This is a genomic window from Hyphomicrobium sulfonivorans, assembly GCF_013306565.1.
GTDB lineage: Bacteria > Pseudomonadota > Alphaproteobacteria > Rhizobiales > Hyphomicrobiaceae > Hyphomicrobium_A > Hyphomicrobium_A sulfonivorans.
Genome location: NZ_PZPO01000002.1, coordinates 143,499 through 159,379 on the forward strand (window position 1 = coordinate 143,499; position 15,881 = coordinate 159,379).

Consider the following 15,881-nt stretch of genomic DNA (forward strand, 5'->3'; position numbering starts at 1 on the left):
GGCGTTGCCATTTGCTTACTCGCCGCGCCGCATACTCAGACGGCGCGGACTCGGATCGCCGCTATGCTGCTGCGTATCACTCAATCACTCCGCCGGAGCGTGCGGCTGGGCACTCTCATGCGCCGGTTTGCGGGCCGCAGCTTCCGCCGCCAGATATTCGGGCGACTCGTCTGTCGGACCGATAAAGCGGCCGAAGATCCACCAGACGCCCCTGCCGAAGTCGTCCATCACCGTGAAGAACGACGGCACGAACACCAGCGACAGCACTGTTGACACCAGCAGGCCGCCGATAACCGCGATCGCCATCGGAGCGCGGAATTCGCCGCCGTCGCCCATCGCCAGCGCGCTGGGGATCATGCCCGCCACCATCGCCAGCGTGGTCATGATGATCGGTCGCGCCCGCTTGCGTCCGGCGTCGATGACAGCATCGAAGCGCGGAACGCCGCTGGCGATTTCCTCAAGGGCGAAATCAACAAGCATGATGGCGTTCTTGGTGACGATGCCCATCAGCATCAGCAACCCGATATAGACCGGCATACTGATGGAGTTGTTGGTGGCCAGCAGTCCTATCACCACGCCGCCGAACGAAAGCGGCAGCGACAGCAGAATGGTGATCGGCTGTGCGACACTGCCGAACAGCAGCACCAACACGCCGAACACGATCATCAGGCCGGTGCCCATGGCGGTCATGAAGCCGGTTGCAACTTCATCCTGCACCTCGGCGTCGCCCGATGCCTGCAACCGCACAGCGGCTGGCAGTTTCTGCTGTTCAAACACCGTGAGGAATGTTTCGCGCGCATCCGACATCGCACCGGTCGATTCCAGATCGACACCGATAACGGCGCGCCGCTCGCGGTCGTAACGCTTGATGGAGCTCGGCCCCTGACTGAATGAAACATCGGCAACCGCGGCCAATGGTATGGCGGTGCCAGCCGCATTGGTGACGCGCAGGTTCTTGAGACGCTGTATGTCGGTGCGCGCGTCTTCCTCGATCTGAACCCGAATGGGAACGAGGCGATCGCCTGCGTTGAATTTCGCCAGATTGGCGTCGACGTCGCCGATGGTTGCGACACGGATCGTTTCGGCGATCTGGCTGGGCGCTACGCCGAGGTGCGCAGCGGCTGCGAAATCAGGCGATACGCGCAGCTCCGGCCTGTCGACCGCTGCATCGGCGGCGACATTCTTGAAGCCCGGCACCTTGCGCAGTGCGCCTTCCAGCTTGTGCACGGCATCGCTGAGAACGTCTCCGTCCTTTGCCAGCATGGAGAACGACAGCTCACGTTCGCCGCGTTCGTTCACGTACCATGCGCGTGCGTCCGGGATGTCGGCGAGCTTGGCGGAGATGATGTTTTTGACATCCTTCTGCGCCAGCTTGCGTTCGGTCTTGGGCACCAGCTGCACGAACAGCGAGGCCACGCGCACTTCCAGCGTGCCGGTTGGCGTTGCACCGCCGAGCACGAATACCTGGTCGACCTCCGGAATGCTGGCGAGTGTTTTCACCATGCGATCGGTAGTGACGCGCGTGTCCTCCAGCTTGGAGCCGGGCGGAAGCTCTACCGACAGCACAACGCGGGCGGTGTCTTCGTCGGGCATGAAGCCGGTGGGCAGCAGCGTGGTTGCATAAATTGAGCCGACGAACAGCCCCAGACCGACGACAAGTGTGAGATAGCGCACGCGCAGCGTTGCACGCAGGAAGCCGACATAGCCGCGCATCAGCGGGCCATTGCCTTCGTGCTCTTCTTTGATCGGCCGCATGAAATAGGCGGCCATCATAGGCGTTATGAGACGCGCAACGAGCAGCGAGATAAGCACGGCGATGGCGACGGTGAGACCGAACTGGCGGAAGTATTGCCCCGCGATGCCACCCATGAACGACACTGGCGAGAAAATCGCGACGATGGTCAGCGAGATCGCGATCACCGCCAGGCCGATTTCGTCGGCGGCTTCCACAGCGGCGCGGTAGGGCGATTTGCCGGTGCGCATGTGGCGCACGATGTTTTCGATTTCGACGATGGCGTCGTCGACGAGGATGCCGGTTACGAGGGTGATGCCGAGCAGGCTGACGAGGTTGAGCGAAAAGCCCAACATGTCCATCGCCCAGAATGTCGGTATCGCCGATAGCGGCAGCGCAACTGCTGCGATGATGGTGGCGCGCAGATTGCGCAGAAACACGAACACCACCAGAACAGCCAGCACCGCGCCTTCAATCAGCGTTTCCATCGCCGATTTGTAATTGCCGCGCGTGTAGGCGACAGCATCATCGATCTTGGAGAGGCGAATTTCCGGATTCGCCTTCTGCATCTCGTCGAGCTTTGCCGCCACCACATCGGCGACGGAAAGCTCGCTGGCGCCCTTCGATCGGAACACCGCGAAGGTGACGACAGCCTCGCCATCGAGACGGGCGAATGCGCGTTGTTCGCTGGCGTCGTCTATCACGCGGCCAAGATCGGAAAGCCGCACGCGCCGCCCGCCCGAAAGCACGATCTGCGTTTCGGCCAGCTCCTCCACCTTGCGCGCGCCGGCGAGCGTACGGATGGCCTGCTCCTGGCCACCGATTTCGCCACGGCCACCGCCCAGATCGACGTTGGTGGCGCGCACCTGATTGTTGACCTCGGCGGCGGTGATGCCAAACGCGAGCAGGCGATCAGGATCGAGCAGGATGCGGATTTCGCGGTCGACGCCGCCATAGCGCTCAACGCGGCCGACGCCCTTGAGCCCCTGCAGCTGGCGCTTGATAACGTCATCGACGTGCCAGGACAGGGCCTCCAGCGTCATGCCGGGCGAAGAGGCCGCGAACGTGAGGATGGACTGCCCCTCAACGTCGATGCGCTGCACGATCGGTTCGTTGATGTCGCGCGGCAGATCGAGACGGATCTTGTCGATAGCGTCCTTCACGTCGTTGAGGGCGCGATCCTGATTTATCTCCAGCCGGAACTCGATCACCGTTGACGACAAGCCATCGGAAACGGTCGACATCACGTGCTTGACGCCGGTGATGTTGGCGACAGCGTCTTCGACTTCCTTGGTGACCTGACTTTCAAGCTCGGCCGGAGCGGCGCCCGACTGCACAACCGTGACAGATATCAGCGGGATGTCGATGTTCGGGAAGCGCGTTACCGGCATCGTCATGAAACTGATGATGCCAAGCAGAGTGAGCACGCAGAACAGCACGATTGCCGGAACGGGACGGCGGATTGACCAGGCGGAAATGTTAAGGCGCATTATCTCGCCTCGCTGATTTTAGAGTCCGGCAGCACCGGGCGCACCTGGTCGCCCGACCGCAGGAATGATCCCGCGCGAGCGACGATGACGTCGCCGTCGCCCACCCCTTCCAGAATTTCCACCAGGCCGCCGGAAATGAGCCCCGGTTTGACATCGCGGCGCTCGACACGGTTGTCATTCACGACCTGAACGTATGCGCCGGACGGGTCGAAGATGACAGCGGCCGACGGCACCGCGATGCCATGGCTGCGACCGGTGGTGATGGTGCCGCGCGCGAACGCACCTATGCGCAGGCGTGCGTCGTCACCAAGAAAGACGCGCACACGGCCGAGGCGTGTCTGGCGATCCACTTCCGGTGATACGAGGCGCACGGTGCCCTGCACGGGGCCAACGCCTGCAACGTCGATAACGGCCTTCTGTCCATTGGCTATCTTGCCGATGTCGGTTTCGATGACCTCAGCGTCCAGTTCGACCTCGCCGCGATAGATGATGCGGAACATCGGTTCGCCGACGCCGCTTGCCATGCCGCCGATGCGCGCGGTGCGGCGGCTGATCAGACCGTCAGCGGGCGATGTCACCTTAGTGTTCGCGTGCTTCCACTGAAGCTCGCGCCGCTGTGCTTCGATTTGAAGTTTGTCGGCCTCGGCAACGCGCAATCCGTCCTCAGCGGCCTTGAATTGAGCAGCGGTGCTTTTGGCTGCCGCTTCGCGCTGGTCGTAGGTTGAGCCTGAAAGGAACCCGGAGTTTTTCAGCGGTTTGGCGCGATTGAAATTGGCTTCTGCTTCCTCGCGCCGGGCGGTTGCTTCAACGATCTGGCTGCGGGCCTGGGCAATGGCCGCCTCTGCGCGTGCAAGGGACGCTGCATTCTGCGCCAGCTGCGCTTCGAGAGATTCCTGCACCAGCACAGCCAGCACGTCGCCCTGCTTGACGCGGTCGCCTTCGTCCACATTGAGCTGCAGCACGCGGAAGCCTTCGACCTCCGGCGTGACGAGAATTTCATCGCGCGGGATCAGCGAGCCGGAAACCGTCACCATCGCGGTGAAGTCGGCGTGCTGCGCCTTGATGACCGTGACGGCCGGGGGCGGCGTCAGCTTTGCAGCATCGGGGGGAAGCGACGCCGTTTCAATCGGTGTCTGCTGGCCAGTGACTGCAGCTAGCAGCGGTGCGATGTATGGCTTGATTTGAGGCGCAAAGAAGTATGCTCCGCCCCCCAGGATCGCCAGCAAAAGCAGGGTTTTGATAACTCGCTTCATGTGCGTTTTGCCTTGGCTGGCTTTGAGGGCTGACTTGATGGCGCGGCCACATCGGATGGCGCATTTTTCGAAAGGGCTTGGACTTGGTCGGGCGGCACGACATTCAGCAGCTTGCCGACGAGATTCAGCGCGCCTGCAATGATGGGTTCCATGTCGAGTTCCGGCTCGACGACGCGGCGGGTGAAAAGCCCGTCGCCGATGAGCGAGAAGACCTTGGCCACGGTCGGAATGTCGAGATCGGGCGCGATGCGTCCTTCGTCGGCGAGTTTCGCGAACAGCGTTTCAAAGCTCTGCGAGACTTCGCGATCAACGGCGCGATAAATCTCTCCAACCCGCTCGTTGCGGGTCGATTCCAGCGCAATCTCCAGGCAGAGCGTACGGCGGTGAACCGGCTCTTCGTTGAAGTAGTGATTGCCGAGCTCGCTGAGCGCACCGATAAAATCATGGCCATCGGCAACAGCGGCGAAGCGCTGGGCGAATTCGGCGCGGTCGCGTTCAACCAGTCCCGCGATCAGATCCTCTTTCGAGCTGAAATAGACGTACAGCGCGCCGGGGCTGATAGCGGCCTCGCGGCAGATGTCCTGCATGGTCGTGCGGTGAAAGCCACTGCGGGCGAAGCATAGCTCCGCCGCGTCGAGGATATGCTCCCGCCGGGCAGCCTGCGTGGCCGGTTTGAGTTTGGGCATGGTGTGCGCCGCGGTAAATGATGCCTAAGCAAGTGTCTTGTAGCGGTAGGGCATAAAACGAACAATCGTTTTGTTTGCATGGGATCGTGGCGCCGTGAAGGCATATATGCTGCATCGCGGAAAGATGGTTTCCCGGGGGACAGCTGGAGCTTTCAATCTGGCGTTGGATTGAGGGCTGAGGGGGCGGGGAGGCCTAAAACTGCAGCAGCAACGTTGCTGTCGCGTAGGGATCTTTCAGCTCTTTCGCTTCTTCCAGGAAGCGTCCGGAATATCCGCCAGCGATTGAAAACTCGCCGCCATTCCAGGCAAATCGCGTGAACAGGCCGCCGCGCAGATCCTCGCCCATGTCGTTGGCATGCAACGCGCCCTCGATGCCGATCGAGGTGTCTTTCCACACACGATAGCCGGTGCGCACGCGGGCGCCGGATGTATTGTGTGCTGAGGTCCAGGAGGCATCGACCTGCCCCCAGGCTGAGGCCCCCATGTTGATCCACAGCTCCGCCACAACCTTCGGCCCGATCTCCTGGCCCTGCACGGGGTTGTCGGGGTCGTAGGGTGCAATGTCGTGTTCGATCGCGGTGACGCCTGCAAAGGCTTTGGCAGTGACGGGACCAAGCCGCATCAGATAGCCAGCCAGAGCCTCGGCGTACGACGTGCGGGCGGTGAAGGTGTGCAGCTCGGAGCGGCGTTCGCCGGTGTAGACGTAGCCGCCGTATCCGCCTGAGACGCGCAGGCGCAGGCCATTCTCATAGACATTGCTGAACGGCGAGACGGTTACGCCGGAAAACACCAGCCAGGTGTGACTGGCGGCATCGGCACCGGCCCAGACTTCCACCCAGCCGGGCTGGTAAGCCGGCGCTGCATCATCGGCGGTTGCGTTGTGATGGGGTGCTGAGATGGCAGTCAGCGACATGACGAAAAGCGCAAACGCAGCTGCGCGCCCTTTCGGAGCGAGCCACGCAATCGAACGAAGATGGCGCCAACACAACATCGCAATACGCAATACAAATTGAACAACGTGCGCGTTCTATATGGTGTGATTAGAATCCTGGATGCCGACATGCAACACGTCTGTGGCGCCGTCCGTGAACTGAGGTATCGAGTGGGCCTTAAAAGGCACAGCGGCCGCGCTACACAAAAGTTTGATTCGTGGCTGTGTATAGTTTGACCACTGTCAACGTATTGCCCGGTTGTTTTGCTAAGGGTTTGTTTGTCGGGTTGGTTCAAAACCCTAGACGGAGACGGTCGTCAGTCTGGCTCCCCCGCCGCAATCTGCGCCCGTCCCATAAGGGAGGACGTCACCATGGTTGCTCACGCGTCGCCTTCGTCCGCGAATGAAAAGTCGCCGACGCTTTCCGGATTTCAGATGTACTTTGATGGATTGGACAACGTCGGCCGCTCCTATGACAGCTTCGTCAAGGGAATGGCTCGCGCACAGCTTGAAATGATGGGCTTTTTCAATCGGCGCGCCCAGGCCACGATGCATTTCCCAACGAGATTGGCCAACTGCCGTTCGGCTCAGGACGTTGCCGGGGCTCAGCTCCAGTACTGGCGTTCGGCGATGGACGACTATGTCGAGAGCGCAACCCGTGCCGGCCGCGCGTTCGGCACCGTGCCGGGTATCGTGCCTGCAATGGCCGAAGCCGCCCGGACGGCCAGGGACTACATCACCTTCCCGGAGCCAGAGCTGGAAGCGGGCGCCGAGGTTGCTGCGCCCGCAGCCGCTGCAAAGGTCTCAGAGACGCCGCGTCAGCAGCGCAAGGCCGCCTGACGGAGAGGCGCGGGACAGGGCGTCTGGACAAAAAATCAAACGCCCGCGCGACAGCTTTCGTGCGGGCGTTTTCTGTTTTTATTTCAAGGTGAAATTGCAAGTGAGTGCAGAACTCACTTTAGCTTGGCGAGGGCCTCTTTGAAGCCCGCCAGCGAGATCGGAATGCCGATGCCGGCTTCCTCTGCCTGGAAGATGATGAAGATGGCGGTTTTGCCGTTCTTCAGCTGCTCGACCAGCGGATCCTCCACGACGACCTGCGCGTAACAGGCGAACGTGTGACAGCGCAAAAACGGCGCGTGGCCGACATCCTTGTCGTCGATCTTCAGGCCCAGCCCCGGCGGCAGCAGGATGCCAAGCGGTGCGAATACGCGCAGCACGCGCGTGCCGTTGGAGAAAATCTGGAAGTAGACGGTGAGGCCGATGTTGTCCTTGTCCTCCGCCGTCACGCTCTGGACCAGCGCGCAGACTTCGCTCTTCGCGCCCGGTGGCGGATCCTTGCAGACGACCTGCCAGTCGCCGTGTTGCGCCTTGACGGTGCCTTCCTGGGCCGACGCCGCATGTGGAAAAAGGCACGCCGCGCTGACCCACATCAGCGTGCATAGGAACCGGATCATACCATGCGCGGTTGTGCTTGATGCGCTGCGGTATGGGGCGCGATCAAGCGGCTTGAAATATTGCACACGGTTCTCCTGAGGCTTCACGGCGGTGACACTCGGCTTTGCTGAGGTGGTGTGCCCGGAATCGGGCCAAATTTTGGATTGATCCGGCACTGATTTTGCTGCGTAGCGGAATGGCGATTTGTTGTCTCGCAACGCGTAGAAATGACGCATAAAGCTTGACTTGAGGCATGGAAGTCGATTGTGCTCTTAGTAAATGAGGGGACGAGTCTTCTACGCTGAGACTTTATGTCCTCCAACACGGGTGTCACAGGGCAGCTGACCTAGCTCAGCGACTGTTTTGGGGAAAGACTCGGCCAGAGAGCCGAGCAGTACTTTGGGGAGCGGACGCAATGTGGAGACGACTGCTTTGCTCGGCGCCAGCCGCAGCATTGGCAATGCTATGGCTCGGGGCTTCAGTCGCGTGGGCCGGGATGGGGCAGCCGTCACCGGGTGAAATGGGTTTGCAGACCCCAGCCTCGCCGGTTGCCGAGAGTATTCACAGCTTCCACGACCTGGTGAACGCGATCATCATCGCGGTTACGGTTTTCGTGCTGCTGCTGATGCTCTACGTCATGTACCGCTTCAATGCGCGGGCCAACCCGACCCCTTCGAAGGTTACGCATCACACGCTGCTTGAGGTTGCCTGGACGGTTATCCCGATCCTTATCCTCGTGGCGATTGCCATTCCCTCGTTCCGCCTGCTGCATTTCCAGTACAGCTATCCGAAAGCCGATGTGACGCTGAAGGCCACGGGGCACCAGTGGTACTGGGAGCATTCGTATCCTGAGCTTGGGTTGTCGTTCGAAACCCGCATGCTCGATGACGCTGCGCGCGAAGAGCTGATCGCAGCCGGACACGATGCGCCGCGCCTTCTGGCGGTGGACAACGAGGTCGTGGTTCCCGTCAACAAGGTGGTGAACGTGCTCATCACGGCAGCACCCGATGGCGTCATTCACAACTGGACGATCCCGTCCTTCGGCTCAAAGGTCGATGCTGTACCTGGCCGCGTGACGACGACCTGGTTCAAGCCCCTCTATGAAGGTGTTTTCTACGGTCAGTGCTCGGAGCTTTGCGGTAAGGACCATGCGTTCATGCCGATCGCCGTTCGTGTGGTGAAGGAAGAGATCTACACTTCCTGGGCCGACACGATGAAGGAAGCAAACGAGGTGGCGAAGTCCGCTCGCACTGAGAAGGACAAGGACCGCCGTCGTGAACTTCTGCAGCAACGCAATGAGCTGCTGGAGAAAGCCAAGGGAATGGTGCGTCAGGCCTCGGGTCCGCAAACGGATGTCCGTCAGGTCGCGGCCGCCACTCCGGCGAAGTGATCAATCCGGTTTGACCGCATCACTTCCGGCATTCGTCCGGCAACAAGAACACCGACTTACAAGGCAAACGCACCATGGGAAGCACAACATCAACGGCACATGACAGCCACGACGATCACACGCCAACGGGCTGGAGACGCTGGCTGCTATCCACGAACCACAAGGACATCGGCTCGATGTACCTTGCGTTCTCGATCTTTGCGGGCCTGATCGGCGGCGCGCTTTCAGTCGCAATGCGACTGGAACTGCAAGAGCCGGGCATGCAGTATTTCGTCGACGGACACGCCTACAACACGTTTGTCACCGCGCACGGTCTCATCATGGTGTTCTTCATGGTGATGCCGGCGATGATCGGCGGCTTCGGCAACTGGCTTGTTCCACTGATGATCGGTGCGCCGGACATGGCGTTCCCGCGCATGAACAACATCTCGTTCTGGCTGCTGCCAGCCGCGTTCGCGCTGCTGATACTGTCGATGTTCGTTGAAGGACCGCCCGGTGGCATGGGCGCGGGCACGGGCTGGACGGCCTATGCGCCGCTTTCCACCTCCGGCCATCCCGGCCCGGCAATGGACTTCGCGATCCTGGCACTGCACGTCGCGGGTGCCTCGTCGATCCTTGGCGCCATCAACTTCATCACCACCATCTTCAACATGCGCGCTCCTGGCATGACGATGCACAAGATGCCGCTGTTCGCATGGTCGGTGCTGGTTACCGCGTTCCTGCTGCTGCTGTCGCTGCCGGTTCTGGCCGGTGCCATCACGATGCTGCTGACGGACCGCAACTTCGGCACGGCATTCTTCAACCCGCAGGGTGGTGGCGATCCGCTGCTCTACCAGCATCTGTTCTGGTTCTTCGGTCACCCTGAAGTTTACATCATGATCCTGCCGGGCTTCGGCATGGTCAGCCACATCGTGTCCACGTTCTCGCGCAAACCGATCTTCGGTTACCTCGGCATGGCCTACGCCATGGTGGCGATCGGTCTCGTCGGCTTCATCGTGTGGGCGCACCACATGTACGCGGCCGGTATTTCGGTGAACACACAGGCCTACTTCGTGTTCGCGACGATGGTGATCGCGGTTCCGACCGGTGTGAAGGTGTTCTCCTGGATTGCCACGATGTGGGGCGGCTCGATCGAGTTCCGCGTTCCGATGCTGTGGTCGCTGGGCTTCATCTTCCTGTTCACCGTTGGCGGTGTCACGGGCGTGATGCTCTCGAACGCGGGCGTCGACCGCGCACTGCACGACACCTACTACGTGGTGGCGCACTTCCATTACGTGCTGTCGCTGGGTGCCGTGTTCTCGCTGTTCGCTGGCTGGTACTACTGGTTCCCGAAGATGTCGGGCCTGATGTACAACGAGACCATCGGCAAGCTGCACTTCTGGCTGACCTTCATCGGCGCCAACATTCTCTTCTTCCCGCAGCACTTCCTCGGACTGTCGGGCATGCCCCGCCGTTACGTCGACTATCCGGATGCCTTCGCATTCTGGAACGGCGTTTCGTCGGCCGGTGCCTACATCACCAGCATTGGTACCCTCGTGTTCATCCTTGGCGTGCTGCAGGCCTTCATGGCTCGCAAGCAGGCTGCGGGCAATCCGTGGGGTCCGGGCGCAACGACGCTGGAATGGACGCTCTCTTCGCCGCCTCCGTTCCATTGCTTCGAGACGCTGCCGCGCATCAAGGCATCTGATCCGCACTAACCCGCGATCGATGCTTCGCGACTGGACCGGGGTTGCCCCGGTCCCACGATCAAGCCGCACAGTGGCCAAGGTCACTGTGCGGCCCTCGGGAGGAACCTGCAGGCAGCTGTTCGGTGCGGACACAAGCATCGGAAGAAGCCGGCAGCACGAGAAAAACAATCAGGCTGTGCACGACCTCAAACAATTGGGGCGGAAGCATAAGTCGATGGGGTGGAGTGGACATGCAAGGAATGCGCGCGCGAGCCGACCTCGGGCATGCTGGCCCGGTATCCGGCTCAAATGTTGGCGATTTTATCCAGCTTCTTAAGCCGCGGGTGATGTCGCTTGTTGTGTTCACGGCTCTTACGGGAATGGTCGCAGCGCCGGGATCTCTGCATCCGGTGCTTGGCGTTATCGCGCTGGTTGCGATCGCAATCGGTGCCGGCGCGGCCGGCGCGTTGAATATGTGGTACGACGCCGACATCGACGCGCACATGGCACGCACGGCTGCAAGACCGATCCCGCGCGGACGCGTTACGGCCGATGAGGCGCTGAGCTTTGGCACCGTGTTGTCAGTGTTTTCCATCCTGACGCTCGGTGTGCTGGTGAACTGGACTGCGGGCCTTCTGCTCGCGATCACCATCGGCTTTTATATGTTCATCTACACGATGTGGCTGAAGCGCTCGACGCCGCAGAACATCGTTATTGGCGGCGCTGCGGGTTCGTTCCCGCCGATGATCGGCTGGGCTGCTGTCACCGGTAGTGTCAGCATTGAAAGCGTGCTGATGTTCCTCATCATCTTCATGTGGACGCCGCCGCATTTCTGGGCGCTGGCGCTTTATCGCTGCCGCGATTACGAGCGCGTTGGCGTGCCGATGCTGCCTGTGGTGCATGGCCCGCAGGAAACCCGTCGACAGATCTGGCTCTATTCACTGCTGCTGGTGCCGCTGGCGGTTTCGCCCGCACTGATCGGCCTTGCCGGTGTGGTTTACGGCGTAACCTCTGTGGTGCTTGGGGGCATCTTCCTCTGGCTGGCCTGGCGGGTGCGTACGATCACTGAGGGACGCGAGGCTGATGCGGCCGCCCGCAAGCTGTTCGCATTCTCAATTCTGTATCTTTTCCTGCTGTTCGCCGTCATGCTCGTCGAGCACGCGGTAACGCGTTTGATGGCATAACGAAAATGGCAGCAGGATTAACAATGACCGACCCGAATGAGGAAGAGCGCGAGCGTCTGAGGCGGCAGCGTATGCGTTCGTTGGCGATCGCGTTTGCCCTGATCGCGCTCGTGGGGCTGTTCTATGCGGCAACGATCGTCCGCCTGGGCGGCAATGTTTTCAACCGGCCGATGTGACGGAAGGCGTCGATAGAATGGATGAGATCAACGCACCACAGCAGGACAAGCGCCCAACGGGACGGCGCGACAATGCTGTCGCGTTGATCTGCGGTGCCATTGTGGTTGGCATGATCGGGGCTTCATTCGCCGCGGTTCCACTCTATCGGCTCTATTGCCAGGTGACCGGTTATGGCGGCACGACTCAGCGTGCTGAAGCGCTGCCCACCAAGGTGCTGGACCGCGTCGTTCGCGTACACTTCGACGCCAACGTCGCCAAGGAATTGCCGTGGACGTTTGAACCCGCGCAGCCGTGGATGGATGTGAAGGTGGGTGAAAACAACCTCGCCTTCTATCGCGCCACCAATACGTCGGATCACGCCACCACCGGCACTTCGATTTACAACGTCACGCCGGACAGTGTCGGGCGGCACTTCGCCAAGGTGCAGTGCTTCTGCTTCAACGAGCAGCGTCTGGAGCCGGGGCAGTCGATCGACATGCCGGTGTCGTTCTTTGTCGATCCGGAGTTCGTCAGCGATGAGGAGACCGGCCATCTGTCGGAACTGACGCTGTCGTACACGTTCTATCCGGTGACAACGCCAAGCAAGATCGGCGGGCAGGCAGGCATCGCCACGGAGGGACGCGGCGGATGAAAACCTGAACGCTGGAACGGGACACACAGAATAACAGCCGCGGATCCTACGACCGATCCTTACGGACGGCGGCAAGGTTTCTCCCTGGGGGTGGAACCACACGATAAATGGATCGGGAGTACCATCGGGGACTACGGGAGAAACAACAATGGCCGCGTCGCACGCGAAACAACACGATTATCACCTTGTAAATCCTAGCCCATGGCCGCTGACGTCATCGATCGCGGCGTTTGTGCTGATGTTCGGCGCTATCGTCTGGATGCGCTCGCAGGACGGCGGCGCCGGTATTTTCGGCGTCACAGGACCGTGGGTGTTCTGGCTTGGCTTCCTCGGCGTTGTTGCAAGCGCTGCTGCCTGGTGGCGCGATGTCATTCGCGAGGGCAATGAGGGCGAACACACGCCGGTCGTGCAGCTTCATTTCCGTTACGGCATGATCCTGTTCATCGCCTCGGAAGTGATGTTCTTCGTCGCTTGGTTCTGGGCCTACTTCGATGTCGCCCTGTTCCCCAAGTCGGTACACGATCTTCTGAACACGACCGACCTTGTCGGGCAGGTTTCGCGCGATCAGCTTGTCGGTGGTCAGTGGCCGCCTGTTCCGGTTGAAGGCACTGGCGTGACGGTGCCTGCAACGGGTGCGGCAACGCCGGGCGTGTTCCAGCATACGTTTGATCCGTGGGGCATTCCGCTGCTCAACACGCTGATCCTGCTGGCATCGGGCGTCACTGTAACGTGGGCTCACCACGCGATGCTCAAGAATGATCGCCGCGGCATCATTCTCGGCCTGCTGCTGTCAGTTTTGCTGGGCATGATCTTCACGTTCTTCCAGTGGTATGAGTATCAGCATGCCGCGTTCAGCTTCGCAGGCCATATCTATGGCGCGACGTTCTTCATGGCGACCGGCTTCCACGGATTCCACGTTATCGTCGGCACCATCTTCCTGCTGGTGTGTCTGATCCGTGCGATGCGTGGCGCCTTCACGCCCAAGGCTCACTTCGGCTTCGAAGCCGCCGCCTGGTACTGGCACTTCGTCGACGTGGTCTGGCTGTTCCTGTTCGCCTCCATCTATGTGTGGGGCGCTGGTCCGAATGCCGGTGGCGTAGGACACTGACTCGGATGACGCATTCAGCCGGGCTCAGTTCGGGCTGAACGTCGAGTGGTTACGAAGCAGGGCGGCCCACTTTGGAGCCGCCCTGTGCCGTTTCAGGATGCTGTTTGCGGAGAACCGGCGCATTGCACATGGCTCCGTCACCATATCGAAATGGTCTCCTGGAACAGTGCTTGCGGTGAGTGATTGCCCCACCATTACATTCGTGCTTGCGGAAAAGTGGGCACCGGTTTTCCGATAAGAAGCACGAAGGAAAGCAGTGCTTCCGCAAAAGCGGATGCCGATTTTGCGACCGGAGACGCGGCGGAGCGGGTGGCTACTTCCCGCCTCTATAAAAATGCAGTGCCGCCATCTGTCGCCGTTCAGTACGGCCTGCAGGTCTGGTGCACAGGAGGCATGCGATGGATACAGCGCCCAAATCCGTTTCACCGGTTTACGCGGCGATCACAGCGCGGTGTCCCCGCTGCGGAAAGGGGCCGCTGTTCAAGAACGTGCTTGAGCTGCGCGATGCCTGCAACCACTGTGGCCTTAACTACCGCTTCATTGATACCGGCGACGGCCCTGCCGTGTTCGGCATCTTTATTCTTGGCTTTCTGGTGTGCGGCGCCGCGCTCTACGTTGAGTTCACGTTCGAGCCGCCAACGTGGGTGCATTTCCTTTTGTGGGGCATCGGCACCCCGCTGATTGCTCTGGCGCTGTTGCGCTTCCTGAAAGCGCTGCTCATCACACTGCAATATCGCAATCGCGCTGAAGAGGGCCGACTCGCTGACGAATAGCAGCGCGGGAAAATTCGGCGGCGAGACGTTGGGCTGGGCTTGGGGGACTAGGCCGGGAAACTGGGTCGGGGGGACTGGGCCGGGAGCCAAGGCTTCGGACCGCTCGTGACAAATGTCAGGAGATCATCTGCGCTGCAACGGCTGCGGATGTGACGCGTTCAGCGCGGAGCAGGCTCCTATCGAGCGTCAAACAGCAAGCGGCGTGACGCAGATGGATGGACGCAGATTAAGGGACTTGCCTTATAGCGCGGTTGACCGCTTCCGGCTGAAAGGTGCATTTGCTGGCCTGTTGCGGGCGGCTGGGGCGTGAACAGTTCTGGCCGGGCGAACGGCCGGGAGTGTCTGACTGATGATTGCCACCATACGAAAACGGGGTTTGCTTTGGCCGACGATTGCAACGCTTGCCGGCCTTGCGCTGCTGATTTCGCTGGGCAACTGGCAGATGCGTCGGCTGGCGTGGAAGCAGCACCTCACGGAAAACATTACCGAGCGCGTGCACCGCGATCCGCTGCCGCTGGAAGCTGTCGATGCCGCTGCGGCGCGGGGCGACGATATCGAATACACGCGCGTGGCTGCGCAGGGGCAATGGCTGCACGACCGCGAAATGCATCTTTATGCGCTGGACGCGAGCCACGGGCCGGGCTTTTACATCATCACGCCGCTGAAGCTGGCCGATGGCAGCGTGCTGCTGGTCAATCGCGGCTTCGTGCCGAACGAACTGAAGGAGACCGCGCAGCGCGCTGAAGGGCTGGTCGCGGGCGACGTGCGCGTTGTCGGTCTTGTGCGTGGACCTGAGGCGCATGGCGCCTTCGTGCCGCCAAATGAGCTGAAGCGAAACATCTGGTACTGGCGCGACATCGCCGCCATGGGAGCCGAAGCCGCCGGTGGCGCCGATGGCGGCACCGCGCATGTGCACGCCTTCTTCGTCGATGCCGAGAAGGAACCGGTGCCGCCGGGTGGATGGCCGATAGGCGGAACAACGCGGCTGGAGCTACCCAATCGCCACCTGGAGTATGCGCTGACCTGGTACGGTCTGGCGGCGACGCTCGTCGGGGTGTTCGCGGCTTTTGCCGTGGCGCGCTGGAGACGCAAGGGCACCGACGCAGGCACGTGAGGCCGCCCATCCCGTGCTCTGCCACCTGATCAGGGCCCCGCTACACCTCGCCGCCAAACCGCTGCGAATCGGAGGGCCGAGCGCGGCAAGTCCTACGCTTGCAGCTATCACGCACTGGCCTGGCGGTGCGGCATTCTGTCGGCCGGACCGAGCGCGAGCGTGTGCCCCCGCCCACGCACGGCAATCGCCAGCGTCCATTTCGCGCTTGAAATAGAGCCCAACTCGAACGGACGCGGCTTCTGGTCCTGTCTGCGTCAGGTGCTTTGGGTTAACCGGAAATCGCCTGTGCGGCAGGCGCTTCCGGGTGGTCA

General features: G+C 61.3%; 14 protein-coding genes. 9 read left to right on the forward strand and 5 right to left on the reverse strand.

Features of this window, described 5'->3' with window-relative positions:
- Nucleotides 1–84: 84 nt before the first annotated feature.
- The 4 genes from C6Y62_RS05810 to bcsS all read right to left on the reverse strand — a co-directional run bounded on the left by C6Y62_RS05810 (nt 85) and on the right by bcsS (nt 6,074).
- Entirely contained in the window at nt 85–3,222 is a 3,138-nt protein-coding gene (locus C6Y62_RS05810; RefSeq protein ID WP_068462662.1) for an efflux RND transporter permease subunit, read from the reverse strand.
- A complete protein-coding gene (locus C6Y62_RS05815) occupies nt 3,222–4,475 on the reverse strand; it encodes an efflux RND transporter periplasmic adaptor subunit (RefSeq protein WP_173953176.1) in 1,254 nt (417 codons plus the stop codon). Before C6Y62_RS05815 ends, C6Y62_RS05810 begins: the two co-directional genes overlap by 1 nt.
- Nucleotides 4,472–5,161: a TetR/AcrR family transcriptional regulator gene (locus C6Y62_RS05820; RefSeq protein ID WP_173953177.1), complete on the reverse strand. Its 690-nt coding sequence runs from the start codon at nt 5,159–5,161 to the stop codon at nt 4,472–4,474. The genes C6Y62_RS05815 and C6Y62_RS05820 overlap by 4 nt, the downstream gene beginning before the upstream one ends.
- Nucleotides 5,162–5,354: 193 nt before the next feature.
- Nucleotides 5,355–6,074: a cellulose biosynthesis protein BcsS gene (bcsS, locus tag C6Y62_RS05825; protein ID WP_173953178.1), complete on the reverse strand. Its 720-nt coding sequence runs from the start codon at nt 6,072–6,074 to the stop codon at nt 5,355–5,357.
- A gap of 390 nt (nt 6,075–6,464) precedes the next feature.
- On the opposite strand from bcsS, the gene C6Y62_RS05830 reads away from it, so the two are divergent.
- Nucleotides 6,465–6,932: a phasin family protein gene (locus C6Y62_RS05830; RefSeq protein ID WP_068462668.1), complete on the forward strand. Its 468-nt coding sequence runs from the start codon at nt 6,465–6,467 to the stop codon at nt 6,930–6,932.
- A gap of 113 nt (nt 6,933–7,045) precedes the next feature.
- On the opposite strand, the gene C6Y62_RS05835 is transcribed toward C6Y62_RS05830, so the two are convergent.
- Nucleotides 7,046–7,522, reverse strand: coding sequence for an invasion associated locus B family protein (locus tag C6Y62_RS05835; RefSeq protein ID WP_068462692.1), 477 nt, complete (start codon nt 7,520–7,522; stop codon nt 7,046–7,048).
- A 500-nt stretch (nt 7,523–8,022) separates the two neighbouring features.
- On the opposite strand from C6Y62_RS05835, the gene coxB reads away from it, so the two are divergent.
- The 8 genes from coxB (at nt 8,023) to C6Y62_RS05875 (ending at nt 15,570) form a co-directional block, all read left to right on the forward strand.
- Nucleotides 8,023–8,916 carry a cytochrome c oxidase subunit II gene (coxB, locus tag C6Y62_RS05840; protein WP_276509973.1) on the forward strand — a complete coding sequence of 298 codons (894 nt, stop codon included), beginning with the start codon at nt 8,023–8,025 and terminating at the stop codon, nt 8,914–8,916.
- Nucleotides 8,917–8,990: 74 nt separating this feature from the next.
- On the forward strand, nt 8,991–10,613 hold the full coding sequence (gene ctaD / locus C6Y62_RS05845; protein WP_068462670.1) for a cytochrome c oxidase subunit I: 1,623 nt from the start codon (nt 8,991–8,993) through the stop codon (nt 10,611–10,613).
- 230 nt (nt 10,614–10,843) lie between these two features.
- The gene (locus C6Y62_RS05850; RefSeq protein WP_157066763.1) at nt 10,844–11,767 is read left to right on the forward strand and encodes a heme o synthase; all 924 of its coding nucleotides are present in this window, start codon (nt 10,844–10,846) and stop codon (nt 11,765–11,767) included.
- A gap of 23 nt (nt 11,768–11,790) precedes the next feature.
- Complete coding sequence (locus C6Y62_RS05855; protein ID WP_173953180.1) at nt 11,791–11,943, forward strand: hypothetical protein; 153 nt, start codon at nt 11,791–11,793, stop codon at nt 11,941–11,943.
- Between the two features lie 17 nt (nt 11,944–11,960).
- Nucleotides 11,961–12,575 carry a cytochrome c oxidase assembly protein gene (locus C6Y62_RS05860; protein WP_173953181.1) on the forward strand — a complete coding sequence of 205 codons (615 nt, stop codon included), beginning with the start codon at nt 11,961–11,963 and terminating at the stop codon, nt 12,573–12,575.
- 148 nt (nt 12,576–12,723) lie between these two features.
- Nucleotides 12,724–13,683: a cytochrome c oxidase subunit 3 gene (locus tag C6Y62_RS05865; protein WP_068462674.1), complete on the forward strand. Its 960-nt coding sequence runs from the start codon at nt 12,724–12,726 to the stop codon at nt 13,681–13,683.
- Nucleotides 13,684–14,081: 398 nt separating this feature from the next.
- Nucleotides 14,082–14,456: a DUF983 domain-containing protein gene (locus C6Y62_RS05870; RefSeq protein WP_068462676.1), complete on the forward strand. Its 375-nt coding sequence runs from the start codon at nt 14,082–14,084 to the stop codon at nt 14,454–14,456.
- A gap of 376 nt (nt 14,457–14,832) precedes the next feature.
- Entirely contained in the window at nt 14,833–15,570 is a 738-nt protein-coding gene (locus C6Y62_RS05875) for an SURF1 family protein (RefSeq protein ID WP_173953182.1), read from the forward strand.
- Nucleotides 15,571–15,881: the final 311 nt, after the last annotated feature.